This window comes from Paenibacillus odorifer (assembly GCF_000758725.1).
Classification (GTDB): Bacteria; Bacillota; Bacilli; order Paenibacillales; family Paenibacillaceae; genus Paenibacillus_AQ; species Paenibacillus_AQ odorifer.
Map to the genome: position 1 here is coordinate 4882233 of NZ_CP009428.1, position 24600 is coordinate 4906832.

Consider the following 24600-nt stretch of genomic DNA (forward strand, 5'->3'; position numbering starts at 1 on the left):
AATGCCCTTACACATTTGTAAGGTTTGTTATATGCTGCTCCCTAAATACAATCCGCACGGTGGTCCCGCTTCCTTCTTCGGAACGAATACTCACCTCATGTCCAAGCTTGCCGCAGATCTGCTTCACGAGATATAAACCCATCCCCGTAGATTCCTGGAAGGTTCGTCCATTCACCCCGGTAAAATATGCATCGAACACGCGCGGCAGATCTCCTGCTGGTATGCCCACTCCTTCATCCCGGATCTCAAGCACAGTCTGCTTATCTTCCGTGACCATCCCTTGGAAAAAAACATGTTTGCCCTCTTCAGTCGTATAACGTACAGCGTTCGTAATCAGCTGCGTAAGGACAAAAGTGAGCCATTTTTCATCCGTAGTTACGGTAATCTGCTCATCTATTTGTATAGCTGGAAAAACTCTTTTTCGAATAAAAAGCCGCTTCTGCTCAGAGGTCACACCACGCACGATTGTCTCCAAATTCAGCCGTTCCACATAGAAATCGTGTTCAAAAGTATCCAGACGGGCCGTATAAAGCACGGTATCCAGTCCTTTTTTCAGACGATCCAGTTCATCACCAATTGCCGTAAAAGGAGGGCCATCCTTATCCTGAATGATCAGATGAATGACAGACAACGGCGTCTTCATGCCATGTACCCATTGATTAATAAAGTGAATATGTTCTTCTAATTTGTGGCGGTAGCTGTGCAAATCATTTTTGTAGAGGCGGAATTGCGACCCCAGTAAACCTCGCAAGCTTACGGCTAGCGGAGAATCCTGTGCAGGGCCACCTGCCTCATCGAGAGAGGAGGGCGTAGTCTCCAAACGTTCGTAGAACGTGCGATTGGTGACATAACGGTAAGCGAGGTAGCCAATCAGTAGACAAGTGCTGAGCAGCGCGGCATATAAACTTACATTCAGACCGCTGCCTCCATCCAGCCGATACACTAATGTGATCAGGACTAGCTGGGCTAGATAAACCACGATCAGGGGGAACTGTTCCCGTAAAAACAACTTCATTCCTCATCCCCCCAATTCGGAATCAAACGGTAGCCTTGACCGCGCACGGTTTGTAGTCCATCTGTGATAGCGAGAGCAGCAAGTTTTTTGCGTACACGTGTAACATATACATTTAATGTATTTTCATCCACGAAGGCTTGATCATCCCAGATTTTTTCGAGCAGCCTGTCCCGGGTAACGATGACTCCGGACTTTTGCATCAGCTCATCTAGTATTTTGGCTTCCGTGTGGCTTAAGTCCACTTTAGCTTCGCCTCGGGTAAGGATTAGCCGCTCTACATCCAGCGTCATTCCCGCAACGTTCAGTGTGCGTTCATTATTCCCTCCGGCATAGGTGCCGTAGGCGCGCCGCAGCTGACTTTTGATTTTGGCCATCGCGATTTCGTAATCAAAAGGCTTAGTGATATAATCGTCGGCTCCATTTTCCAGCGCCATTACTTGGTCCATTTTGCCATCGCGGGCAGATATAAAAAGAATAGGGCAGGTTGAAATTCCGCGAATCTGGCGGCACCAGTAATAACCATCGTATTTTGGCAAATTAACATCAAGAAGCACCAGATGTGGCGTGAACGCTTCAAACTGAGTGCGGACCCGCTCAAAATCACTCACCGCCTGCGTTTCATATCCAAACTTATGTAAATAATCCTGCAGCAAAGCCACAAGTCCACGGTCATCTTCTATAATAAATATTTTAAACATATCATACCTCCGGTCCAGCCTTAACAATATAAGGGGGTCTGCCAAATAATATATACACCGTGCATAGGGTTAGTCAAATCAGAAGGAAGAAAAAAGAACCCATGAAGCACCTATTTACGGCACCTTCTAGGTTCTTGGATAAGTTAGGTTTGCGGATATCAACTAGTCCCATTGTTTCTTCTGAATCCCGGCAAGAACTCGCTCTACAGGTGCCCAGCCGATAAGTTCTGGTTGGCTCCAGCCTGGAGCAGCTTGCAGATGGCAAATTTCCATGTAGTGATCTATCCTTACTTTATCCCAGGCATGAATGGCCTCGCCATTCCCAAGGGCCAAAGCTACATGCCCCCAATCCTTAAGCTCACCGTCCACCAAACCTGAGCAAGTATAAAAAACAAACGCGCCAGCTGGCGGAGCCCCGGTGTTCTTGTGCGCATCGTACAGCTCAGCGGATTCACGTGCATCGCTGCCTTCCCACATTTCGATCCCATTGCTTCTTTCATATGCATCTTCAACAAAAGCAAGACAACGCAGCGGATACTCCTGCGACCCCAGCCGCTCTTTAGCCCAACTAATAGCATTCTCAATTTCCTTGCCAAATTCCACGTCCATTACCAATATACATTCCTCCAAAGTACGATTTAGTGTTGAACACATCATACCTGAACCAGCTACTCATGAACTGGTATTATATAGTTATTAATTAAACTATCCCAATCCTACCTGAGTGGTCATCTACTTCAGCCAACCATTACTTACAAAAACATAAAAAACCGTAAATGAGCATAGCCCATTACGGCTTTAACAAACTATAAATTGGTTTAAGAATACAGTAGTGGTGGTAGCAGTGGTGGTAGCAGTGGTGGTAGCAGTGGTGGTGGCAGCAGTGGCAGCAGTGGTGGTGGCAGCAGTGGCAGCAGTGGTGGTGGCAGCAGTGGCAGCAGTGGTGGTGGCAGCAGTGGCAGCAGTGGTGGTGGCAGCAGTGGCAGCAGTGGTGGTGGCAGCAGTGGCAGCAGTGGTGGTGGCAGCAGTGGCAGCAGTGGTGGTGGCAGCAGTGGCAGCAGTGGTGGTGGCAGCAGTGGCAGCAGTGGTGGTGGCAGCAGTGGCAGCAGTGGTGGTGGCAGCAGTGGCAGCAGTGGTGGTGGCAGCAGTGGCAGCAGTGGTGGTGGCAGCAGTGGCAGCAGTGGTGGTGGCAGCAGTGGCAGCAGTGGTGGTGGCAGCAGTGGCAGCAGTGGTGGTGGCAGCAGTGGCAGCAGTGGTGGTGGCAGCAGTGGCAGCAGTGGTGGTGGCAGCAGTGGCAGCAGTGGTGGTGGCAGCAGTGGCAGCAGTGGTGGTGGCAGCAGTGGCAGCAGTGGTGGTGGCAGCAGTGGCAGCGATAACGGTAGTGGAGGACAATTTAGAGTTGATATTGCAAACGCCGAACGGTGATATCCCATCGAACATAAGTAACTTATTGCTTGTTGAAGTAACTTATCTGTGGATATATAGCGCTTATAGAGATGTATACGCTCGATCGGCTCTATTCTATGGGATTATACCGCTCCTTTGGCCGCAACTACTCCATCCGCTCCATTCTACGGGATTTATACCGTACATTTGACCGTATACGCTCGATCGCCTCTATTCTACGGGATTTATACCGTTCATTTGGCCATATACGCTCCATCGACTCCATTCTACGGGATTTATACCGTACATCTGGCTATATGTGCTCCATCGGCTCCATTCTACGGGATTTATACCGTTCATTTGGCTATAGGTGCTCCGTCGGCTCCATTCTACGGGACTTATACCGTACATTTGGCTATATGTGCTCCGTCGGCTCCATTCTACGGGATTTATACCGTTCATTTGGCTATAGGTGCTCGATCGCCTCTATTCTGCGGGATTTATACCGCTCATCTGACCGTATACGCTCGATCGGCTCTATTCTACGGCATTTATCCCGTTCATTTGACTGTAGGTGCTCCATCGGCTCCATTCTACGGGATTTATACCGTTCATTTGGCTTAATGTGCTCCGTCGGCTCCATTCTACGGGATTTATACCGTTCATTTGGCTATAGGTGCTCCGTCGGCTCCATTCTACGGGATTTATACCGTTCATTTGGCTATATGTGCTCCATCGGCTCCATTCTACGGGATTTATACCGCTCATCTGACCGTATACGCTCGATCGGCTCTATTCTACGGGATTTATACCGTTCATTTGCAGTATCAAGCAAATCAAAGGTACTTTTGTCCTTCTTTCGCGTCACACTAGCTAATTCGAGTAAATCAAAGGTACTTTTGTCCTTCTTTCGCGTCCCACTAGCTAATTCGAGTAAATCAAAGGCACTTTTACCCTTCTTTCGCGTCACACTAGCTCATTCGAGCAAATCAAAGGCACTTTTCCCCTTCTTTCGCGTCACACTAGCTCATTCGAGCAAATCAAAAGTACTTTCGCCCTTCTTTAGCGCGATACTAAACCTTTACAGCAAAACAAGGGCATTTCTGCCCTTGTTTCACCATCCCAATATAGCACCACCGCTGAAACGATGCGTCCTCTTGTAATGTTGTAAACCTCGTATGCTCCACATTTCGTACGCTCTTTGCTTCATATGCTCAGTATTTCCACGCTCACTCCATATTTCGTACGCTCTTTGCTACATATGTTCAGCATTTCCACGCTCACTCCACATTTCGGACGCTCTTTGCTACATATGTTCAGCAATTCCACGCTCACTCCACATTTCGCGCGCTCTTTGCCTCATATGTTCAGTATTTCCACGCTCACTCCATATTTCGTACGCTCTTTGCTTCATATGCTTTCCACGCTCACTCCACATTTCGCGCGCTCTTTGCCTCATATGCTCAGTATTTCCACGCTCACTCCACATCTCATAAGCTCTTTGCCTCATATGCTCAGCAATTCCACGCTCACTCCACATTCCATATATCCTCTACTTCCACACTATGCAATGCGCTCACGCAGACTTATCTGCCATCCAGCAAATTACCAAGCCCACCAAGCACGCTTCCTTCTTCTTTCCGACCGCTGTTGCCGGCAGCGGACAGGATGCGATCGGCCATTCGGCTGAATGGCAGCGATTGTACCCACACCTTGCCGGGTCCGCGCAACGTTGCGAAGAACAGGCCTTCACCGCCGAACAGCGCGGTTTTGACCCCTTTTACAAACTCAATATTGTAATCCACCGAAGACGTCATAGCGACTAGACAGCCAGTGTCCAGCTTAAGCGTCTCTCCCGGTTGAAGTGTGCGTTCCATAACATAACCGCCAGAGTGTACAAATGAAAGTCCATCACCCTCCAGCTTTTGCATAATAAAACCTTCCCCACCAAAAAAGCCAGTACCCAGCTTACGCTGAAATTCAATACCGATTGAAACGCCCTTTGCCGCGCAAAGGAACGAATCCTTTTGACAGATGATTTTTCCACCGTATTGCTGCAAGTCGAGCGGGATGATTTTGCCTGGATACGGAGCAGCAAAGGTAACACTTTTACGCCCATAAGAACCACTGTGTGTGAAGACGGTCATAAACAAGCTTTCACCTGTCAACAGACGTTTGCCCGCGCCCATCAGCTTCCCCATCAAGCCACTTCCACGCGAGCCTCCGCTGCCGTCACCAAATATCGTCTCCATTGTTATTTCCTGATCCATCATCATGAAGCTCCCGGCTTCGGCAATTACACTCTCTCCTGGGTCAAGCTGCACCTCTACACACTGTATTTCCTCACCCATAATGGCATAATCAATCTCATGAGCACTCATCCCGCAGTTCCTCCTTATAATTAAAGTCATCATGTGACTTATGAATGAAAATATATACGTGCGTTGCGATTCACGGTTTCGCTAATCATAACTATCCATGAAAACCGCCTATATCCTGCAGAAAAAATCAACCAGAGGTTCTGGCTGACCTTAATCCTGGTATCCCTGAAAAATGATATTTATACCAGCTTTCTTCAGGTTACTGTACCACATCTCTTGTCAATACTTGATAATATGTTACAATACTTTTTATACTTAAATGTTTATTTAGTAGTCTAATTCTAATGATAAAGGTGAAATGAATGAATCCACAATCGGAATATGCAATTCTGCTATACTATAAATTTGTAAAAGTGCCGGATGCAGAACTATTCGCCCAGGAGCATTTGGCTTACTGCAAAGAGCTTGATGTAAAGGGACGAATTCTCATTTCTGATGAAGGCATTAACGGAACACTATCAGGTACGGTTGCCCAAACCGAGCAATACATGAAGGATTTGCGCGCAAACCCTCTGTTTAGCGATATCGTCTTCAAGATCGATGAGGCTGATGCTCATGCCTTCAAAAAGATCTTCGTTCGTTATAAAAAGGAACTCGTGACGTTCCGGGTCGAGGATGAACTGGACCCTAACGTGATTACCGGAGAGCATCTGGCGCCTAAAGATTTCTACGAAATGATGCAGCGCGACGATGTGGTGATTCTGGATGGTCGTACCGGCTACGAATTCGATCTTGGTCATTTCCGCGGCTCCATCCGCCCCGAAGTAGACAGCTTCAAAGAATTCCCGGACTGGATTCGCGAGAATATGAGCGACCTTAAGGATAAACCAATCCTGACCTACTGTACAGGCGGGATCCGCTGCGAGAAATTAAGCGGGTTTATGATGAAGGAAGGCTTTGAGCAGGTGTACCAGTTGGATGGCGGCATTGTGACTTATGGTAAAGACCCTGAGGTACAGGGCCAACTGTTTGATGGAAAATGTTATGTCTTCGATGAGCGGATCTCCGTACAGATTAATCATACCGACGAGGATATCGTTGTCGGACGTTGCCATCACTGCGGTCAGCCAGCTGACCAATTTATCAATTGCGCCAATGATGCTTGTCATCTTCAGCATATTTGCTGTGAGGACTGTGAAACACAGCACAGTGGTCATTGTTCGGACGAATGCGAAGCTATCACGAATACCGTGGGCTAAATAAAAGACAAGCTGGTCGCAAATGTCTCTACACGATTCAAAGACGAGCACAAGTGAGTCTTAAGTTAACTAAAAGGTGGCGTGCAGGATTTTCACTGTACGCCATCTTTTGTTATGAGCGAAACGTCCGAACAACGCCCCTAGGACTGCACCCTTTAAAATACGTCATATCCAACAAAAAAAAGTCAACCAGAAATTCTGGCTGACCTTAAATGTAGTATATCCCCAAATAAGCTGTTTATACAGCCTTATTCACATTACCGTACCATCATGAGGTTTACGCAAAGTAGATTGAATCTTTGGCGACTTCACTAGCTTTGGTTTGCCTAAAGAGGTTGTAAAAGTGATTACATAGCCAGCTACGACTACAGCCATCACTGTATACATCGTTTCTTTAACAGGCATATAAAAGAGTGATAGTGCCAGAACGATTACATCCATCATGATGAATACCGTACCTACTTTGATTCCCTTCCATTCACTAACCAGCAGCGACAAAATATCGTCTCCACCGCTAGCCCCGCCACTCCGCAGGATAATTCCCGCTCCTAAACCTGTCAGTACGCCGGACAAAAGAGCTGCTAATGCCAAATTGTCCTGCAAGTTGATGACCAAACCGGAATAACGTTCCATGAGACCATAGAAGATTGTAAAAGCTCCTACAGAAACAAAAGTGTTGCACACGAACGCTTTCCCTTTGAACATCCATGCTATCAAGAGTACTGGAACGTCTAGAAGCAGAGTTGAAATCGAAGGTGAAATTCCTAATACATATTTGCCAAGCAGCGATAATCCTACGAATCCGCCCTCTGACAAATGATTCTGAAAATTGATGTGATAATAAGTAAATGCAAGCAAAAATGTTCCAAACAAAATGACTGTCAATCGGAGCAGTACATTCACTCCGTAATTGTGGTTCCTCATACAGGTCTCCCCTTATCGTATATGGCGGCTAGACGTCCCACCAACCTCTACGACGGGTAAAACCGGAGGTATTGCTCCTTCGCATATATATACTCCTTCCCCTCGCAGAGGCGGTTCGTCAAGTAACAACGGTTTACGCACCTTCTACAGGGAAGCTAAGTATAAGACAGATCATAACGTTTCCAAATCGTCCTTTGGGGAATCGTCCTTCGGGGACACATGGTATCCTGATCCTTTCTCTAATTTGATAAGTTCTGTTTACATTATACCACGGAGCCACCCTACTCTAAACAGTTTGCCAGAAAAAAGCAGGAATCACTCTGTACTCCGCAGCAAACGGTTGATTGTTTCACGTCTTACACCGATCAATTGCCCTATTTCTTCCTGGGTCAATAACTCTGTTAGCGCTGCGCCATGAGAATAGTCATTAAACCAGCGGGTTAGCAATTCCATACGTTCTGCAGGTGTACCTACAGTAAGATGATCCAGCCGTGTCTGCATAAACCGTACCTTCTCCTGAAGCAGTCTGGCGATTTCCATCGCTTGACCAGGATCATCCCGCAGCTGTTGATACCATTCTGCTGATGGAACTGCCTCCACCTCGCTCTTCATCATCGCAACTGCCGTTCCATGCGCCTCCTTTGGCGAAATGAGTGAATGATGGGGAACCATCTCACCAGGATACAGGATGTTAAATAACACCATGTTCCCATTCTCATGAAGTCTTGTGACCTTGAACAGCCCGCTTTTTACCTTAAATAAAAAATCACAGCTGTCTCCTTGGCGGAACAAGACTTCCCCCTTATGTAATATCATCTCGCTCGCTCCTTTTCCTTCTGATTATATATATTTTCAATTATATAAAATTAAACCTCATTTATGGAGATAAATCTACCTATGGGCGAGGAAAGGGGTAGATTAAAGACCATGCAAAAACTGCTGGACACCAGAATGAAAATTCTGGCACCCAGCAGTTCAATTTACTTATAAAGTTACTTTGCTTCAAGCGGTTTCTTCCATAATCCGAGCATCAATCCGGAGATGACCGAACCGATCAGAACAGCCAACAGGAACAACAGCGCGTGGCTTGAAAGGGCAGCTACAAAGATCCCGCCATGCGGAGCAGGCACGTTGATATTCCAAAGCTGTGTAAGACCTCCAGCAACGGCCGAACCAAGAATACAAGAGGTTAGGACACGAAGTGGGTCGGCTGCGGCGAATGGAATGGCCCCTTCCGTAATGAACGACAAGCCCAGCACATAGTTCGTTAAGCCTGATTTACGTTCTTCTTCCGTGAATTTATTCTTAAAGAAAGTAGAAGCCAGTGCTATTGCAAGTGGAGGCACCATCCCCCCGGCCATTACAGCAGCCATCATGAAGCCGTTGGTATTGCCACTGGTAGTGAATACACCGATGGCAAAAGTATAAGCAGCTTTATTGAAAGGTCCACCCATATCTATGGCCATCATGCCACCGAGAACCAGGCCCAGAATAACAGCATTAACAGTTCCAAGATCATTAAGCCAATCGATCAGTCCGACATTGATCCAGCTAAAGACCGGATCGAACAGGTAATACATCAATCCACCGGTAATTAGAAGCCCGAATACCGGGTATAACAGGATCGGCTTCAGTCCGTCAAGTGTTTTAGGCAGACCTGCAAATACTTTACGTAGTCCGATAATTACATAACCCGCCAAGAAACCAGCAGCCAGCCCGCCGAGGAACCCAGCATTGGAATTCAAGGCCATGTAGCCCCCAACCATACCTGGCATCAGAGCCGGACGATCACCAATGCTAAGCGCTATAAATCCAGCAAGGACTGGAATTAGGAAATGGAAGGCACCATCTCCGCCACCGATTGTCTGCAGTAACTGGAACAGCGGATGATCTGCTCCACCTACTTGTTCAATCAGGAAGGAGATTGCCAGCAGAATACCGCCACCGACTACAAACGGAAGCATGTGGGAGATCCCATTCATTAAGTCCTTATATATTTTACTGCCGATACTGCCAGATTTCTCTTTAGACCCTTCGTCATTGCCACCGCGACCTTCATTGTGATAGATCGGCGCTTCCCCATTCATAGCTTTACGAATAAGCTCTTCCGACTTACGGATGCCATCACTTACCGGTCTTTGCAGTACAGGTTTACCGTCAAAACGGGCCATTTCCACCTTTTTATCAGCTGCAACAATTACACCGCTTGCACGCCGAATCTCATCAGGGGTGAGTACGTTTTTGGCCCCTTCTGAACCATTCGTCTCTACACGGATATTAACTCCCATTTCTAGAGCTTTTTTCTTAAGGGCATCTTCAGCCATAAAAGTGTGCGCAATGCCTGTAGGACAAGCAGTTACAGCTACGACAAAAGCTTGGGAATCCGGGTTGCCCACGATTACACGTTCAGGCTCTGACTTTGCGGCAGTTTCAGCGGCTTCGTTCTCTTTCTCCTTAGCTTCGCCTTCCGCCTGCTTGGCATCAAACAAAGCTGATACCTCATCCGGAGTCTGAGTATTCATAAGCTGTTCAATGAACTCGCTATCGATCAGTAGTCTGGACAATGAGGCCAGTGTACGAAGATGCATATTGCCTGCTCCTTCTGGAGCGGCAATCATAAAGAAGATACGTGCTGGCTCATCATCAAGGGATTCAAACTCCACTCCCTTTGCGCTCTTAGCAAATACAACCGTCGCTTCATTTACCGCTTTAGTCTTAGCGTGCGGCATCGCGATACCGCCACCAATCCCAGTACTGGATTGCTCTTCGCGCTTCAGAATCATCTCTTTAAAAAGGATCGGATCATTAATTCGGCCACTAGCAGCAAGACTTGCAATCAATTCATCAATTGCAGCTTCCTTAGTTGTAGCTTTTAGATCCATGATCATAGTTTCTTTTATCATTAAATCCGTTATTTTCATCATGTTCAACTCCCTTAAGTACTTTGAATGCTGTCGGCTTACACTTCTGAGATTTGGATCAGCGGTCTCAGCTGTTCAATGAATTCTCTGTCCGCTAAATCATCAGAGAATGCGGTTGCACTACCCGAGGCAACGCCTGCACGGAACGCCTCCAACAAGTCTCCTGTCAAAGACAGTGTCCCTACAAAACCAGCGATCATGGAATCCCCTGCACCTACAGAATTTTTCACTTTACCTTTTGGTGCGTTGGCGTGGTATACCCCTTGCTCCGTAATGAACAAAGCCCCTTCACCCGCCATGGAAACCAGTACATGTTTCGCTCCTGCATCCAGCAGCTTGCGTCCATAAGTAATAATCTCTTCCCTCGTGTCTATTGTTACGCCGAATAGCTCTGCAAGCTCATGATGGTTCGGTTTAACCAGCAATGGCTGATACGCCAGCGCTTTTTGAAGTGCAGCACCAGTAGTGTCAATGACGAATTCCGCTCCACTCTGTTTGCACACAGATATAAGCTTGTCATAGAAATCTGCACCCAGTGATGGGGGAACGCTTCCCGACAAAATCACTACATCCTCCGCGTTCAGAGCAGCCAGCTTTTGCAATAGTGCATCGGCTTCCGGATCAAGAATGGCGGGTCCAACACCGTTAATCTCCGTTTCTTCTCCATGCTTGAGCTTGATGTTAATCCGCGTATCATCAGAAACAAACACGAAATCGCTTGAAATTGATTCTTCGTGTAACCAATCCTCAATATATCGGCCGGTGAAGCCGCCAAGGAATCCCATAGCCTTATTCTGAACCCCAAGCTGTTTAAGCACTCGGGATACGTTAATCCCCTTCCCTCCGGGAAGCTTCAAATCACGTTTCATCCGGTTCAAGTCACCCAGTCTCAAATCTTCCACTTCCACGATATAATCAATGGAAGGATTAAGCGTTACAGTATAGATCATGATTATCCCTCAATTATGTTGGTTTTCTAAGCCATAGATTACCGATCAAAAATACGGCATCTGTAATTTCTCCAAACGATCACACGGTAATTCATAATTGCTTATCCTATATAGAATTTATACCAGCGTGAAATCCACACCCAATTGCGTGATCTCACGGATGAATTTGTCAGACGCTCCTGAATCTATAATGCAATGATCCATTTCCGTCACATCAGCAACCTTGCTAAAGGATACCTGCCCCAGCTTACTGTGATCTGCCAGTAGAATAACTTGCTTGGCGACTGCGATCATTTTGCGTTTTGTAGCTGCCTCTAACATGTTCGGGGTTGTGATGCCTTCCCGCAAATCCAGTCCATTAGTAGCAAGAAAAGTTTTATCCACTCTCACCATATCTAAGGAACGTTCTGTCATCGGTCCAACAAAAGCCATCGTATCCGGGCGAAGCATACCACCTGTAATTGAGACTTCGATATTGCGGCAATCCCGCAGCTCATTCAGCGCCATAATCGAGTTCGTAATGACTTTGATATTCGAAAAGTTCTTCAGCTCTCTGGCAATCTGCAGTGTTGTTGTTCCTGCATCAAGCAGTATAGCGTCACCCTCCTGAATCATCTCCACTGCTTTGCGGGCAATCCGTTGCTTCTCATCCAATAAATGATCTTCCTTATCAGGATAAGCCGCCTCAAAATTGACACTCTGCAAGGAAACCGCTCCGCCATGAGTACGCTTTAATAGCTTGGCTTCTTCCAGCTCCTTCAGATCACGGCGCACAGTAGACTCGGATACGCCCATTTCCTGACTTAGCTCCTGTACAGAAGCTCTTGAGTTTTTTTCCACAAAAAGCACGATTTTTTGTTTTCTCTCTTCCTCAAACATCATCGTGGCTCGCTCCTTTATGTGAGAGCGCGACCTGTGCAATTCCTTGCGCTCATCTATGAATTTTCTTGACCGTTAATTGATTATATGTGACCGTTATTGATCGTTTGTGCTCGTTTATGATTTTAACAGCGTTTTCATCCTATGTAAAGTGCTAAAAAGAGACAGTGCAAAATTACATCCCAATTGCCTATCTCATATACGGCATTTATAACATATTAATAATACATACCGGGAAAAGCGGGTGATCAGAAATGGCCAATGGAAGAAACCGTGGGAGAAATAACGGTAACAGCAATGCTAATAAGAATGGGACCACCAATAACACTAATCCAGTGGAATCCGCAGAACTTAGCGCTGAGGATTATGAGATCATCGCAGCTGGACTTGTAGCATTAGGTGAGATTTTTTCCTTTTTATCTCTTGTTAAAGCAAGACAAGTTACCAAAGAAACTGGAGGCGAGGAGGTAGTTCCTGAAATCTTCACTTTATCCACTAGAAAATCTCATAAACGAAAGTCAAGATAATCCACGAAAAAAGCAGCGAAGTAGTGATATACCCTTGTTATATTGCGATCTTTTTACTTGGCGTAACCTTTGTAACTAGAACCTCTATATGGGTATGCCAAGAACTACCTATAAGGAATTACACGCTTTTGAATCAATACTTGTAAATTAGGGTTATTAAACTACATAGATATAAATTTGAATTTTGGGGGATGTTTTTATTGCCACAACAGAAGTATTTTCGGACAAGCCTTGCTATTATCGCCTTTTTACTGATTTTGTACTTAGGCTCCAAAGTAATGTTTCTCTTCGCGCCACTAGGTGCCATTTTCAAATTATTACTTGTTCCCATGATGTTATCAGGGTTTATGTACTACCTGCTGCGTCCGTTAGTAAGAATCCTAGAGAAAAGAAAATTAAACCGGGCGTTCTCCATCCTGCTCATTTATTTTCTGATTGCGGGCTTGTTCGTTCTCTTCTGGATTCTAGTCTGGCCGACACTGCAAGAACAAATTCAGAACTTTATTGATAACACTCCCTACCTCGTGCAAGGTTTGCAGGATCAGTTCAATGCATTGAGGGAGAATCCGACACTGTCACGTTTTTTCAAAGGGGATTCTGACGTCGCGGCCCGTTTATCAGAATTTCTTAGCGATACTATTACCTGGGTTACCAATTCCATGTCCAATTTGATTGGCGTTGTTTCCAGCATTGTAGTGTTAATCGCCACTTTGCCCATCATTCTGTACTACATGCTAAAAGATGACTATAAGCTATCGCCTAAACTTCAAGGCTTAATTCCGAGAAAATATCGGAAGGAAGGCCAAGAGATGCTTGGAGATATCGACAGCGCCTTAAGCAGCTTCATCGTCACACGTGTGGTGCTAAATGTCGTACTCGGTATTATGTTATATATAGGATTCCTTATCATCGGACTGCCTTACTCCCTGTTGCTCGCCGTAATTTCAGTGCCTCTTAACTTCATTCCATATGTGGGTTCATTCTTAGCAGCGATTCCGGTAATAATAGTAGGTTTCATTGAATCACCGACGATGGCCATATGGTCTCTAGTCATAATTTTCATTGCCCAGCAGATCCAGGATAATGTACTCTCACCGATTATTTACGGAAAATCATTGGATGTTCATCCACTGACTACGGTCATCCTTGTCCTTATAGGTGGAGACTTCTACGGTATTATCGGAGTTCTTATTGCGCTCCCTGTTTATATGATTATAAAAATTGTTTTCCTGCGCGTGTATGAGATTATTATTGCAGACCGTAAAGATGAAGCTGAGCCTATCAAAAAAGAGGAGCTATAACGGTTGTAATCTACTTCGTGAACGGGCGGAGCTTAACTATAAAATAAAAAAGGGTACGTCTCCAATCACTCGGAGTCGTACCCTTTTTTATTCTTTACAGGTTCCTGAAATCACCCTCGTAAAGAACGAACTACAAAGATGTGATTGCCCTTCATCAGGTTTTGGCCGTTCTGAAGTGTAACTGAACCTTTCGTATGTGAGGTAATAATCGTATTAAAGGCAATAAGCTGATCCTCTTTCCAGACGCTGACCGCCGATTTAAAATACACTGCATTGTCAAATTGCTGCCGATCCCTCATCACATAACCCACGGAATGGAGAACTGGAGGCAGAGCTCTTTCTTTTGGAGCCAGAGCCTTAATAACAACAATATCCCGAAACGGCACAGCAATTTCCTGATGGCCAATGACCGCCACCGATGCGGAAAGGTCCCATTTGCGCAGGATTCCCTTCATAATGGTATAAGGTTTCTCTCCGCAGTACATTATAACGGGTTTACCTACCCAATGCTTCATAGCTACCTCCCCTTCGCATCACTCCATAAATTATAAGTCCGGAATGAACCAATCTATTCCTTCCATACCCTGCGACTCTAGAAATTGATTGGCCTTCGAGAACGGACGACTGCCAAAGAATCCACGATGCGACGAGAGAGGGCTTGGATGAGGTGATTGCAGCACCTTATGCCGGCTTTGGTCGATGAAAGCACCTTTTTTCTGCGCATGACTCCCCCATAATATAAATACCATGGGCGTAGTTCTTTCATTCAGCTTTTGCATTATGGTGTCTGTGAATGTCTCCCAGCCCAGACCTTTATGTGAACCCGCCTCACCCTCACGTACCGTCAGTACGGTGTTCAGCAACAACACTCCCTGCTCTGCTAAGTGCAATAAAGAGCCGTGGTTCGGAACAGGCACACCGACGTCCTCCTTCAGCTCTGCATAAATATTGCGCAGTGACGGAGGGATACGTACCCCCGGATTGACAGAGAAGCTTAGTCCGTGAGCTTGTCCGGGACCATGATAAGGATCTTGACCTAAAATAACTACACGAGTCTCCTTATAAGGCGTTAGTTTTAATGCTGTGAACAATAATTCTTTTGGCGGATAAACGGTATGTTCCTTATATTCTTCTGTTAGTACATCCATTAATTTTAAAAAATAAGGCTTTTGCATTTCATCCTGCAATACCTCATCCCAATCGTTGCCAAACATCCCCAAACTCCTCCTTTAACCCAAACCATAGCGATATAGTTTTTTATTTCCGACCATAATCCGCTTTGATCTCGCCCCACTCTTTTGTGTGCCACTTGAGCACCTTATTGTCATATGTATTGGTTTGCAACCAACGCTCTGCCCGATCAATAAGCACCCAAATTTCCTCTGTTGAAGAATCGCGCGGCAAGGTTGTTGCCACCTTCTTCTGCTTCACCCACTTCATTGCATTTACAGAATCACTGTAAACCGTTTTATCGCTTCCCTCTTTCTTCAACAACGCCAAGGCATGGACAATCGCTAAAAATTCACCTAAATTATTAGTGCCCTTTTTGATCGGACCACAGGAGAAAATGATATCTCCCGTTTGTGTATCTACACCCTTATATTCAACAGGCCCCGGATTACCACGAGTCCCCACATCTACTGAAATACTGTTGTAATCAATCTCCTCAGAGGTCTCTACTGTAGCACTGCGTTTAAAAGAACTAGTCCCCTTAGACTTTGCTGCACCAGCTGCCCCTGTTCCCCAATTCCCCTTCCAGCCCGCTTTATATGCCGCATCAGCTGCTGCTTTGGATTCATAGGATTTATATTTTGCACCGGTATAATGATCTGTCTGTGCCTGGCATTCTGCCCAAGTGCTATAGACTCCCGGTTGTTTACCTTCCCAGACTACATAATATTTCTGTTTGGCCATGGATAATGCTCCTTTTCTACTGCCTGTACTTATTGTAATCCATATTGCTCGTGAATTCATCGGATAAATCACATTTTTCAGGTCATACTATACGCCAGAGATGTCCAGGCCTATATTACCATTTGTAGATTGATTGGTAAATTACTAACTAATCACTCTATAGTAAGCTCGAAGGATATCGGTACAATTACTTAGGGAGGTTATACAGATGAGAAAGATAGCAAGTGTTGCTGCGGTATTTGCTTTTGTGTTAATGGTCGGATGTGGAAATGCAACAGATAATGCTAATAATGCTACTGCAACAAGCACTCCTGAGAACACAAATAACGCGGGTACCACTAATAATGCAGGCACCGCTAATAATCAAAATAACACCACAGATGCTGTAACCTCAGCTTCCGTAGTAGATAATGAAGAAGCCTTCAAACGCGCCATCAGTCCAGAGGGAACCTGGATTGCTGCCACACTTAAAGACTTAACCTTCACCGAAGATCTCGTCGTGGATGGAGAATTCATGAATAAAGAGGAACCCGCCAGAAAAATTGCTCTATACACACAAGATGCGGATCACAACATCACCAACTCCTTCAAACTGACTGCTCCAAAATTGACCATCAAGAGTAAAAACGCCCGTATTCAAGGCGGCACTTTTATTGGAGATGTATACGTAGAAGCGGATGGTTTTACCCTGGTGAACGCAACCGTTGAAGGCAATGTCTACTTCGCAAACGATCAATATAAATCCACCTTTAATTCATCCGATCAAGGAAAAGTAACTGGTGTTACAGAAGTGAAAAAATAAGCTTCAACCCCAGAAAGGTGATCTGAAGTCGTTAAGACTTGAGACCACCTTTTTTATATACATTTTTATTCTTGATAAAAACCATCTTTGAAAAAATTGTACCATCCCTCGACGGTTTCGATTGGGAAACCCTCTAACTTCTTCATAACTTCCCTTGCAAATTCTAAAGCAGCCGTACCATTAGCAGTAATGATATGTTCACTCGAAACTGCCTGTTTTTCTATATAATTTGCATCTCCTTTATAATTAGGAGCGTTTTGTTTTAAATAATCCAATGAATTTCCGGTATGCGGTATGTTGTCTAAATAGCCATGTTCAGCCAAAAAAGTTGTAGCGTCACATATAGCGGCAATAGGTACACTCTCCTGCAAACATTTTTCAATCACTGGAGTAATAGCTGAATTATCTTTCCAGCCTGTGCCCCCGATTAAAATTAACATTTCATACTGAACAGGTAAACTGTCTAAAGTATAGTCAGGTACAACAGTAAATCCACCCATAGATTTGACATTGTCGCTAGTTAAAGCAACTGTGCTTACTTTAAATTCACTCTCCGGCTTATTTAGTTCGGCACTAATATATCCGCTTTCCCAATCAGCGTAGCCATTGGATAGAAACATCAAAACTTCTTTTTTCATATATTAGCACTCCCTTTAAGTTCTAACGCCACTTCCGCCACTTCTCGCCCATTTACCAGCAGCACAATCCGGTGCTCTCCTGGATAATGACGCCGAGTTGTTAAATCAGCCCAACGATGTGTCCGTTTACCTGACAGAATTGTACCTCCAGGTACGGTCTTATCCGATAACAAAAAAGATTTACGAGAGGTTCGACCTGCCGCTTTCACGAAATAGATTCCGTATTCAATCCGAATCCGTGCCGGAGCTCCCTCACGAACTTGAAGCTTATACTGTAATTCAGAGCTTTCGCCAATGGTCAGGATAGAAGGTTCCAATAGAATTGAAGCACTCGTTATAAGTGGAGTAGCTTCGTCTGTCTGCTCTGCGTATCCGAATAAAGCCATAATCTCTGGCTCAGCTTTACGAATCAAAGAACGGCAGCCGTGCCGCACAATCCAGTCTGTATCGGGATGTGTTCCCTTCCAGCGCCGAGCGGTATCGAGCACCACTTCCGGATGATCCTTCGCAATATCATTCAAATTATTAGCGACACTTTTACGCACATACAGGGATGTATCCGCCTTAAGCTGCTCAAGTACAGGTAATACCGGAGCTGGGTCAAGCTTGAACATGGGGAGCGCCTGTCCCCAAGGCAGACGAGGCCGACAGCCTTCACTAGCCAGCCTACGTACATGCTCATCAGGGTGCTTCGCCCATACCAGCATTTGAGCCATCATCCGTTCTGGTTCCCGTAAGAGAAACGGCCTAACTGCAAATTCAGCCGATGATTTCGCTGTGAATCTTTCCAGCGCCTGCATAGACAACGCCCAATGTTCGTCTCCTTGGCCATATACCTCAACGAAATCCGGAAAAATTAAATACGGAAATCCTACACATTCCTCAGCAATGGCGAATAGGATAGCCAGCGCTTCCTCATAAGGAAGCTGTAAGTGGCTGCCCAACGTCTCGGTGATCCGCCGCATTCTTGCCTTCAGCTCAAGCGTTTCCCACGGTTCAGTCATGGCTGAGCTTACAAATGCCTCTGTCTCGAAGACATTATGTACGCCACGAATCTTTTCGCCGAACTCACGCAGAAATTGTTCATTGTACATTGCTTTTAAAGGTTCAGCCATTCGATAATCCCTCATTTTCTTCTTTAGATCAGCAAACTTGATTCTGTCAGGAAATCGTAGCACATCCAATTTGACAACAGTATGTCAACTTTGGCAACTAAGAATTAATTAGTACCTTTACCTCTTCAATCCCTTGTTGGGCTCGACTGTTTAACGCACGTTTATCTTTAAGGTTATGTTCTTTAAGTTCGTGTCCAGGATCAATGACCAGCGGCTGTGAGATTACATCCTCGAGGATTTGAACAGCAACCTTACATCCTTGAAATAACAGTTCTTTTGTGATCACTTGATTATGAGAACGAATGATTTCAAGCATTTTTTCCGCATAAATCAGTCTAACCAAACTATCGGCGCTCATTATATTCCGCGAAGCAAAAGAAGCCACTTTTTCCACAATCCAGCTATCCTGATAATTCCGCGAGATGGATTCTAGTATCGTAATCGCATCCCAGTCCCGTATCGACAACTGCTTGACGTGCTCCGTAGCCCATTCCTGCAGCCATTCCAGCTCCACTTCTCTTGGAATTTCAAAACTCTTGTACTCCTTAAGCACTCCTGCTTTATGCATATTTAAAAAATGACCCAAAAACTGAATGTACAGCTCCTTGGCTCTTTGTGTCTGTTCCGTCATCTGGCAATCATCCTTTCATTATCCAAATCATATCCATTCCCCGGTTTCTTTTCAAATTAAAAAGATAAAAAAGGACAGGTAGCGAAATCATCGCAATACCTGCCCTTTAATAACTTCGGGTTATGGTAAATAGTTTGCTTCAACCGGAGGGTTTTTCTCCACTATTTTCAATTCTAGACCTCCGAATCTCTTCGCCAGCTTGTTATATACCAGCGCTACCAGCATACCCACCAATCCATAAATGAGTATCAAAATAACCGGCATAATCAAATAAGGGATACCCATAACAACCATAAACGTCTCTTTAATGATAAGCCCGATCACCACCATCCCTAAACCTACTATAAACAATAGCAGTGTAGGAATGATCATAAAATAGATAGTCGTTTTAAAAAAACTCTTTTTGTTAATTTCCAGCACTTCATAGTCTTTCATTATGTAATCCCCTTAATTTATTTAGAGTGGTAAAATTCCCCTCTTTGTTTCATTAAAGATGATCTTAAATACAATTTCAACCAAATTTCTCATATTTTCGACTTTTACCAAAGAATTCTTCCTAAAACTCAACGATAAATCATGGTAAAATAACTCCTATGGTTTAATATATCATCATGTACAAGATGTCACCGGAGGGAATAACATGCCACAAACACTAGTGAAAAATATTGATTTTTTTATAGCTGCCTTATCCCAAACCTATATTTCTGCGCTACAGCTTGATCCTGATGGAATGTATTCAGAGGTTGCTTCAGGAATTGTTGAACTGTTCTCTGATGAACAAGTACGGCTGAGAAGATATGACGGATCAGTATCCCATTATGCAAGAGACAACACCAAATTTCAGCGATGACAAAAGGACGTGAACTGGAAAAAGGTCATTGTGAATGATCCTCTTCCAGCTCACGTCCTTACTCACTCTGCACACAACTAATCTAGCACGATCCATTCGCCTTCAGCATCCGCTGACTTCATTTCTGCTTCCACGATTCTTAGAGACTCCGCTGTACTCTCTGGCGTACAAATAATGATAGGCTTATCCTGGATAATGACATTCAGAAAATATACAAGCTCCCTATAGTAGCCAACATCCGGCGAAAGTTCCGCTAAATAGCCCGCCCCGTCGTTCGGATTGACCTTGACCTCGCTGCCGTCAAACACTATATTTCCTCGTTCAAAATTTACCCGATACCCCATGTAAAACCCAAAATCACCTTCCAGCGTCCAATCCACCTGAGCATTAATTACTTTTGCATCCTTATAAAAATAGTGAGTCGATGCGATATCATATCCGCTTCCCGGAAGGACATTACGTCCTAAGGATGATACTTTATCCGGTCTGCCGAACAGATAGTTAATCATATCCGTATCGTGAATATGCATATCCATAATGCCTCCACCGCTTAGTGTCTCATCAAGAAACCAATCCTTAGGAGCACCAGATCCCCTGTAAAAATACCCTTCCGTGACCTGACCGAACTGCCCGCTCTCTATCACTTCTTTTAAATACTCATACCCCGGCCAAAAACGGAGACAATGTCCGATCATCAGTTTTTTCCCACAGCGGACTGCCGTCTCCACCATTTTCAGCGCTTGTGCGGAAGTTCTGGCCATCGGTTTCTCACAAAATACATGATATCCACGTTCCAGCAGCGAACAAGTCATTTCCGCATGCAGATAAGTAGGAACCGCAATGTCGATCATATCCAGTTCCTCACTGGCTATCATTTTCTCCAGATCATCGTATAGATTGTAAGCTGACAAATCATAGACTTCCTGGGCAGTGCTCATATTCCCGGCTGCTTTTCCATCCTTTAATTCCTCAATTCGCAAATCACAGATGGCTTTAAGGGCAATGGGCTGCCCCTCTTCCGTTAAGCGCACATAATTATCAAAATGCATCCGGCCCATAAATCCAAAACCGATCAAACCTATTTTCAACATCGTGAAGTCTCCTTTACTAAAAATATGGCACTTAACGTATCCGTATCCAGGTACCTTCCTGATCAGCCGATTGGATTTCAGCCTCAATGATTTCTATGGATTGGGCCGCACTTTCGGGCATACATAGAGTCACTGGCTCATCGTTCTGAATGACTTTTAAGAAATATACCAACTCTCTGTAATATCCGGTATGCGAAGAAAGCTTCGCAATGAACCCCGGTTGACAATTAGGATTCACCTTAACTTCCGCGCCATCGAAGACTACATTCCCCCGTTCAAAATTAATCCGATAGCCCATGTAAAAACCAAAGTCGCCTTCCAGTGTCCAGTCCGCTTGGGCATTGACCACTTTTCCATCCTGATAAAAATAATGAGTGGAGACGATATCATAGCCACTTCCCGGTAAAACCTTCCGCCCAAGCGTTGACACTTTATCCGGTTTTCCGAATAAGTGATGGATGATGTCCGTATCGTGTACATGCATATCCAGCATACAGCCACCACTTAGCTCATCATTGACCAGCCACCCTTTAGGAGCACCGGAACCCCGGTAAAAATAAGCCTCTGTCACTTCACCGAACTCACCGCTAGCTATGATCCCCTTCAAATATTCATATCCCGGCCAGAAGCGAAGACAATGGCCAATCAGCAATTTTTTTCCGCTGCTTTGCGCCGCCGCTACCATCTTCCAAGCTTCTGCGGAATGTCTCGCCATCGGCTTTTCACAGAACACATGATACCCTCGTTCCAGCAGCGAACAAGCCATTTCAGCATGCAAGTACGTAGGTACCGCAAGGCTAATAGCATCTAGTTCTTCTTTTTCGAGCATATGCTCCAAATTCTCATAAAAATTGTAAGGGGATAAATCATATACCTCGTGGGCCGTGTTCATATTCCCCGCGGATTTAGTATGTTTAAGGACTTCAATCTGCGGGTCACAAATGGCAACCAGAGAAATCGGATGGCCGTCTTCCTGCAATTGAACATACTGATCAAAGTTCATTCGGCCCATAAATCCAAAGCCCACCAGCCCCACTCTGAGCACAGCCTTCACCTCTCTTAAACTTAGTAACTAGTGCGTCCTAAAATAGCATCCATCGCTGCAGAAGTATTAAAAATGATTTGCTCCGAATAATGCGTATATGGCGGTATCATTTCACCAGTAACATAATTGCTGTAGCCGATCTCTTGCAGTGCTTCCATAACAGCAGGATAATCCACATCCCCAGCAAGTAGATCAACAAATCCATGAAGTCCTCCGGCTGCCCGGCGGTAATCTTTGAAATGCACCTTCTTGATTCTATGGCCTAGAATCCGTATCCACTGCTCTGGATAACCAGAATGAACGATATTCCCTACATCCAGATAGGAACCTACATAATTGGAGCCTACAGCATCTATAAAAGAACGTAATTCAAGCGGAGACAGCAGGAATTTATTCCACACATTTTCAATCCCAATAGAAACACCCGCCATTTTAGCATCCTGAGCTAGATCACTGATCGCCTTCAAGGCTCGATCATAAGCTTTTTCATAATCGATTACTTCACAGCCCTCAATAAAATCGACACCAACCGCACCAGGAATGACAAGAATCGTATCTACGCCAAGTGTTGCGGCCAGCTCCAATTGTTTTTTACATACATCGATAGCCTTCGTCCGGTTCGCCGCGGATTCACTTGTCATGGCATATGACCAATATAGTCCTGTCGCCAGTCCTGCAATTTCTAACCCCATCTCCTGAATGGAATTTCTGATCTTAATAGCTTCTTTCTCAGTGGTTTGCAGGCCAAGTTCACCCGATTCATTCAAAGACAATTCAATTCCATCGAACCCCGCCGCTTTAGCCAGACGTGCACATTCTTCGATCTCAGTACCTTCGCGAAACGACCAAATGTTTATTCCCTTTTTCATCTGAATCCTCCTCAAATTTGTTATTTTCCGTCTTTTAAGATCCTGCCCTAAATACCCTTATATCCTTGATTTATTTATATTATAATAGATTGTAAGTTAGATTTATTTAGGTGAACAAGAGATTTTTTGCACGATTCCGGTCTATTTGAAAAAATCATTTTATACTGTATGGGAGGTTTATTCGTGGCTGAAAAAGAACCCCGTTATCCCCTGAGAAAACAGGTCCCTTCCCGGGAGTGGTCACCTGGCATTCACTACGCACAATTCCAAATCCTCTCACCTTGCCTCTTTCCAAGAAGAAGATTGTATGATTTCGAGCTGCTATACGTTCGCCAGGGGAAATTATCAACAAAAATGGATACGGAGGAATATATCCTGAATTCAGGACAACTGATATTCCTTTCTTCCGGGGTATATCATCAGAATGCGATTGTGTCAGATTCGGAAACCAAACTCATTGGGATCCATTTTGATTTTTTTGGGGAATCGATTATTACAAGCGATGAAGACATGCTGGTCAATGAGGAGGAGGTTATGGCCGAGAAGTTTGCCTTGGAAGCTGTGACCGCTCCTTTTATGCCATTGTCACAGGAGCCCATTTATACCCCGCCACCCGAATGTATTCATGCGATGGAACAGCTCGTGCATGAATTTACGATGCGGCCTGCCGGTTATGAATGGGTCTGTCGGGGGTTACTGCTCGGCATTCTAACCTCGCTGCTCCGAACACAAAGCTCCCGAAATGCAGCCAAATCTTCCGTTCATACCGGGCGGATCAGAGCTTTAATCGACGAGATGGATTCAAAGCTAGCAGACCGCTGGAGTAATAAATTCATGGCTGGTGCCATGAATATGCATGAAGACCATTTCTCCAAGCTGTTTCGTGAGGTGGCTGGCATGCCTCCTGGTGAATATCTCCGTTCCATCCGGCATCGGGAAGCACGCAAGCTGCTGCGCGAAACGGATTGGCCGATTGAACAGGTCGGTGATAACGTTGGTTATCCTGATATCCATTATTTCAGCAGGGTATTTACCGCGAATGAGGGGATTTCTCCGCGGGCTTATCGCAAGTTGTCCCGGATACTCTAGATACGGAAACCCCAGAATATCTCAATCCAAGTTAGAAGAACTCGCTAAAAACATTGAGGGTGGTGGATTCTTCCTTATGATTCAAAAAAGCAAAAGCCCCCTTCCCTGAAAAATCAAAGAAGGGGGCGGCGGCTCTAAAACTAATTAGGGAAAAACTCCCTGAAAATAATCAATATTCGCTCTAAATGAACGAAATCAGGGAATTCCTCCCTAATAATAAGAGGAATTTCTATAATTGCTAACGAATCAGCTAAATTTTAGGGAGATTTTCCCTGATTATTAGTCTGATGACCAAAAATCCCGGAATTTCAGGGAGAAATTCCCCAATCACTCCATCGAAGCGGTACAATTCAGGAAAGTTGGAGATAACAGCGG

General features: G+C 44.9%; 29 protein-coding genes. 8 read left to right on the forward strand and 21 right to left on the reverse strand.

Going from position 1 to position 24600, the window contains the following annotated elements:
* Positions 1 to 7: 7 nt before the first annotated feature.
* The 3 genes from PODO_RS21355 to PODO_RS21365 all read right to left on the reverse strand — a co-directional run bounded on the left by PODO_RS21355 (position 8) and on the right by PODO_RS21365 (position 2322).
* Positions 8 to 1015 carry a sensor histidine kinase gene (locus tag PODO_RS21355; RefSeq protein WP_036682982.1) on the reverse strand — a complete coding sequence of 336 codons (1008 nt, stop codon included), beginning with the start codon at positions 1013 to 1015 and terminating at the stop codon, positions 8 to 10.
* On the reverse strand, positions 1012 to 1713 hold the full coding sequence (locus PODO_RS21360; RefSeq protein ID WP_038572574.1) for a response regulator transcription factor: 702 nt from the start codon (positions 1711 to 1713) through the stop codon (positions 1012 to 1014). Before PODO_RS21360 ends, PODO_RS21355 begins: the two co-directional genes overlap by 4 nt.
* A 162-nt stretch (positions 1714 to 1875) precedes the next feature.
* Positions 1876 to 2322 carry an NlpC/P60 family protein gene (locus PODO_RS21365; RefSeq protein WP_038574703.1) on the reverse strand — a complete coding sequence of 149 codons (447 nt, stop codon included), beginning with the start codon at positions 2320 to 2322 and terminating at the stop codon, positions 1876 to 1878.
* 238 nt (positions 2323 to 2560) lie between these two features.
* On the opposite strand from PODO_RS21365, the gene PODO_RS21370 reads away from it, so the two are divergent.
* Both PODO_RS21370 and PODO_RS31230 read left to right on the forward strand, forming a co-directional pair.
* Positions 2561 to 3310, forward strand: coding sequence for a hypothetical protein (locus PODO_RS21370; RefSeq protein ID WP_052097228.1), 750 nt, complete (start codon positions 2561 to 2563; stop codon positions 3308 to 3310).
* Positions 3256 to 3723, forward strand: coding sequence for a hypothetical protein (locus tag PODO_RS31230; protein ID WP_155288162.1), 468 nt, complete (start codon positions 3256 to 3258; stop codon positions 3721 to 3723). The genes PODO_RS21370 and PODO_RS31230 overlap by 55 nt, the downstream gene beginning before the upstream one ends.
* Before the next feature lie 97 nt (positions 3724 to 3820).
* Here PODO_RS31230 and PODO_RS21375 read toward each other — a convergent pair whose 3' ends face one another.
* The 3 genes from PODO_RS21375 to PODO_RS21385 form a co-directional block, all read right to left on the reverse strand.
* Positions 3821 to 4069, reverse strand: coding sequence for a hypothetical protein (locus PODO_RS21375; RefSeq protein WP_038572579.1), 249 nt, complete (start codon positions 4067 to 4069; stop codon positions 3821 to 3823).
* 336 nt (positions 4070 to 4405) lie between these two features.
* Positions 4406 to 4639 (reverse strand): hypothetical protein, encoded by a 234-nt coding sequence (locus tag PODO_RS21380; RefSeq protein WP_038572581.1) that lies wholly within the window; start codon positions 4637 to 4639, stop codon positions 4406 to 4408.
* A gap of 46 nt (positions 4640 to 4685) precedes the next feature.
* Positions 4686 to 5480 (reverse strand): TIGR00266 family protein, encoded by a 795-nt coding sequence (locus PODO_RS21385; protein ID WP_038572584.1) that lies wholly within the window; start codon positions 5478 to 5480, stop codon positions 4686 to 4688.
* Positions 5481 to 5782: 302 nt separating this feature from the next.
* On the opposite strand from PODO_RS21385, the gene trhO reads away from it, so the two are divergent.
* Complete coding sequence (gene trhO / locus PODO_RS21390) at positions 5783 to 6679, forward strand: oxygen-dependent tRNA uridine(34) hydroxylase TrhO (RefSeq protein WP_036682991.1); 897 nt, start codon at positions 5783 to 5785, stop codon at positions 6677 to 6679.
* A gap of 252 nt (positions 6680 to 6931) precedes the next feature.
* On the opposite strand, the gene PODO_RS21395 is transcribed toward trhO, so the two are convergent.
* From PODO_RS21395 to PODO_RS21415, 5 genes are all read right to left on the reverse strand, one after another.
* Positions 6932 to 7603: a YitT family protein gene (locus tag PODO_RS21395; RefSeq protein ID WP_036682994.1), complete on the reverse strand. Its 672-nt coding sequence runs from the start codon at positions 7601 to 7603 to the stop codon at positions 6932 to 6934.
* 315 nt (positions 7604 to 7918) lie between these two features.
* A complete protein-coding gene (locus PODO_RS21400) occupies positions 7919 to 8419 on the reverse strand; it encodes a Crp/Fnr family transcriptional regulator (RefSeq protein ID WP_036682996.1) in 501 nt (166 codons plus the stop codon).
* A 176-nt stretch (positions 8420 to 8595) separates the two neighbouring features.
* Positions 8596 to 10524: a PTS fructose transporter subunit IIABC gene (locus PODO_RS21405; RefSeq protein ID WP_038572586.1), complete on the reverse strand. Its 1929-nt coding sequence runs from the start codon at positions 10522 to 10524 to the stop codon at positions 8596 to 8598.
* Positions 10525 to 10562: 38 nt separating this feature from the next.
* On the reverse strand, positions 10563 to 11474 hold the full coding sequence (gene pfkB, locus PODO_RS21410; RefSeq protein WP_038572588.1) for a 1-phosphofructokinase: 912 nt from the start codon (positions 11472 to 11474) through the stop codon (positions 10563 to 10565).
* Positions 11475 to 11591: 117 nt separating this feature from the next.
* Entirely contained in the window at positions 11592 to 12356 is a 765-nt protein-coding gene (locus tag PODO_RS21415; RefSeq protein ID WP_305953507.1) for a DeoR/GlpR family DNA-binding transcription regulator, read from the reverse strand.
* Positions 12357 to 12607: 251 nt separating this feature from the next.
* On the opposite strand from PODO_RS21415, the gene PODO_RS21420 reads away from it, so the two are divergent.
* The gene (locus tag PODO_RS21420) at positions 12608 to 12880 is read left to right on the forward strand and encodes a hypothetical protein (protein ID WP_036683002.1); all 273 of its coding nucleotides are present in this window, start codon (positions 12608 to 12610) and stop codon (positions 12878 to 12880) included.
* A gap of 191 nt (positions 12881 to 13071) precedes the next feature.
* Positions 13072 to 14181, forward strand: a complete 1110-nt coding sequence (locus tag PODO_RS21425; RefSeq protein WP_036683003.1) for an AI-2E family transporter — start codon at positions 13072 to 13074, stop codon at positions 14179 to 14181.
* Between the two features lie 110 nt (positions 14182 to 14291).
* On the opposite strand, the gene PODO_RS21430 is transcribed toward PODO_RS21425, so the two are convergent.
* From PODO_RS21430 to rnhA, 3 genes are read right to left on the reverse strand one after another with little or no spacing between them, the layout of a single operon-like run.
* Positions 14292 to 14696, reverse strand: a complete 405-nt coding sequence (locus PODO_RS21430; RefSeq protein ID WP_036683006.1) for a hypothetical protein — start codon at positions 14694 to 14696, stop codon at positions 14292 to 14294.
* A gap of 30 nt (positions 14697 to 14726) precedes the next feature.
* A complete protein-coding gene (gene ung, locus PODO_RS21435; RefSeq protein ID WP_036683009.1) occupies positions 14727 to 15395 on the reverse strand; it encodes a uracil-DNA glycosylase in 669 nt (222 codons plus the stop codon).
* Between the two features lie 43 nt (positions 15396 to 15438).
* A complete protein-coding gene (gene rnhA / locus PODO_RS21440) occupies positions 15439 to 16095 on the reverse strand; it encodes a ribonuclease H (RefSeq protein WP_038572590.1) in 657 nt (218 codons plus the stop codon).
* Positions 16096 to 16303: 208 nt separating this feature from the next.
* Between rnhA and PODO_RS21445 the strand changes: the two genes are divergently transcribed.
* Positions 16304 to 16897: a hypothetical protein gene (locus PODO_RS21445; RefSeq protein ID WP_036683014.1), complete on the forward strand. Its 594-nt coding sequence runs from the start codon at positions 16304 to 16306 to the stop codon at positions 16895 to 16897.
* Positions 16898 to 16962: 65 nt separating this feature from the next.
* On the opposite strand, the gene PODO_RS21450 is transcribed toward PODO_RS21445, so the two are convergent.
* The 4 genes from PODO_RS21450 to PODO_RS21465 all read right to left on the reverse strand — a co-directional run bounded on the left by PODO_RS21450 (position 16963) and on the right by PODO_RS21465 (position 19716).
* Positions 16963 to 17535 carry a type 1 glutamine amidotransferase family protein gene (locus PODO_RS21450; protein WP_038572592.1) on the reverse strand — a complete coding sequence of 191 codons (573 nt, stop codon included), beginning with the start codon at positions 17533 to 17535 and terminating at the stop codon, positions 16963 to 16965.
* The gene (locus PODO_RS21455; RefSeq protein WP_038572593.1) at positions 17532 to 18650 is read right to left on the reverse strand and encodes a DNA alkylation repair protein; all 1119 of its coding nucleotides are present in this window, start codon (positions 18648 to 18650) and stop codon (positions 17532 to 17534) included. Before PODO_RS21455 ends, PODO_RS21450 begins: the two co-directional genes overlap by 4 nt.
* Positions 18651 to 18747: 97 nt before the next feature.
* Complete coding sequence (locus tag PODO_RS21460) at positions 18748 to 19281, reverse strand: hypothetical protein (RefSeq protein ID WP_036683019.1); 534 nt, start codon at positions 19279 to 19281, stop codon at positions 18748 to 18750.
* 120 nt (positions 19282 to 19401) lie between these two features.
* The gene (locus PODO_RS21465; RefSeq protein ID WP_036683022.1) at positions 19402 to 19716 is read right to left on the reverse strand and encodes a hypothetical protein; all 315 of its coding nucleotides are present in this window, start codon (positions 19714 to 19716) and stop codon (positions 19402 to 19404) included.
* 205 nt (positions 19717 to 19921) lie between these two features.
* Between PODO_RS21465 and PODO_RS21470 the strand changes: the two genes are divergently transcribed.
* Positions 19922 to 20131 (forward strand): hypothetical protein, encoded by a 210-nt coding sequence (locus PODO_RS21470; RefSeq protein ID WP_036683023.1) that lies wholly within the window; start codon positions 19922 to 19924, stop codon positions 20129 to 20131.
* A 77-nt stretch (positions 20132 to 20208) separates the two neighbouring features.
* On the opposite strand, the gene PODO_RS21475 is transcribed toward PODO_RS21470, so the two are convergent.
* Genes PODO_RS21475 through PODO_RS21485 form a run of 3 tightly spaced genes read right to left on the reverse strand, consistent with a single transcriptional unit; the run spans position 20209 to position 23136 of the window.
* On the reverse strand, positions 20209 to 21222 hold the full coding sequence (locus tag PODO_RS21475) for a Gfo/Idh/MocA family protein (RefSeq protein WP_038572594.1): 1014 nt from the start codon (positions 21220 to 21222) through the stop codon (positions 20209 to 20211).
* A gap of 31 nt (positions 21223 to 21253) precedes the next feature.
* Positions 21254 to 22267 carry a Gfo/Idh/MocA family protein gene (locus PODO_RS21480; RefSeq protein WP_038572595.1) on the reverse strand — a complete coding sequence of 338 codons (1014 nt, stop codon included), beginning with the start codon at positions 22265 to 22267 and terminating at the stop codon, positions 21254 to 21256.
* 20 nt (positions 22268 to 22287) lie between these two features.
* Positions 22288 to 23136, reverse strand: a complete 849-nt coding sequence (locus PODO_RS21485) for a sugar phosphate isomerase/epimerase family protein (RefSeq protein ID WP_036683033.1) — start codon at positions 23134 to 23136, stop codon at positions 22288 to 22290.
* Between the two features lie 183 nt (positions 23137 to 23319).
* Here PODO_RS21485 and PODO_RS21490 point away from each other — a divergent pair, with 183 nt between their 5' ends.
* Positions 23320 to 24225, forward strand: coding sequence for an AraC family transcriptional regulator (locus tag PODO_RS21490; protein ID WP_036683035.1), 906 nt, complete (start codon positions 23320 to 23322; stop codon positions 24223 to 24225).
* Positions 24226 to 24600: the final 375 nt, after the last annotated feature.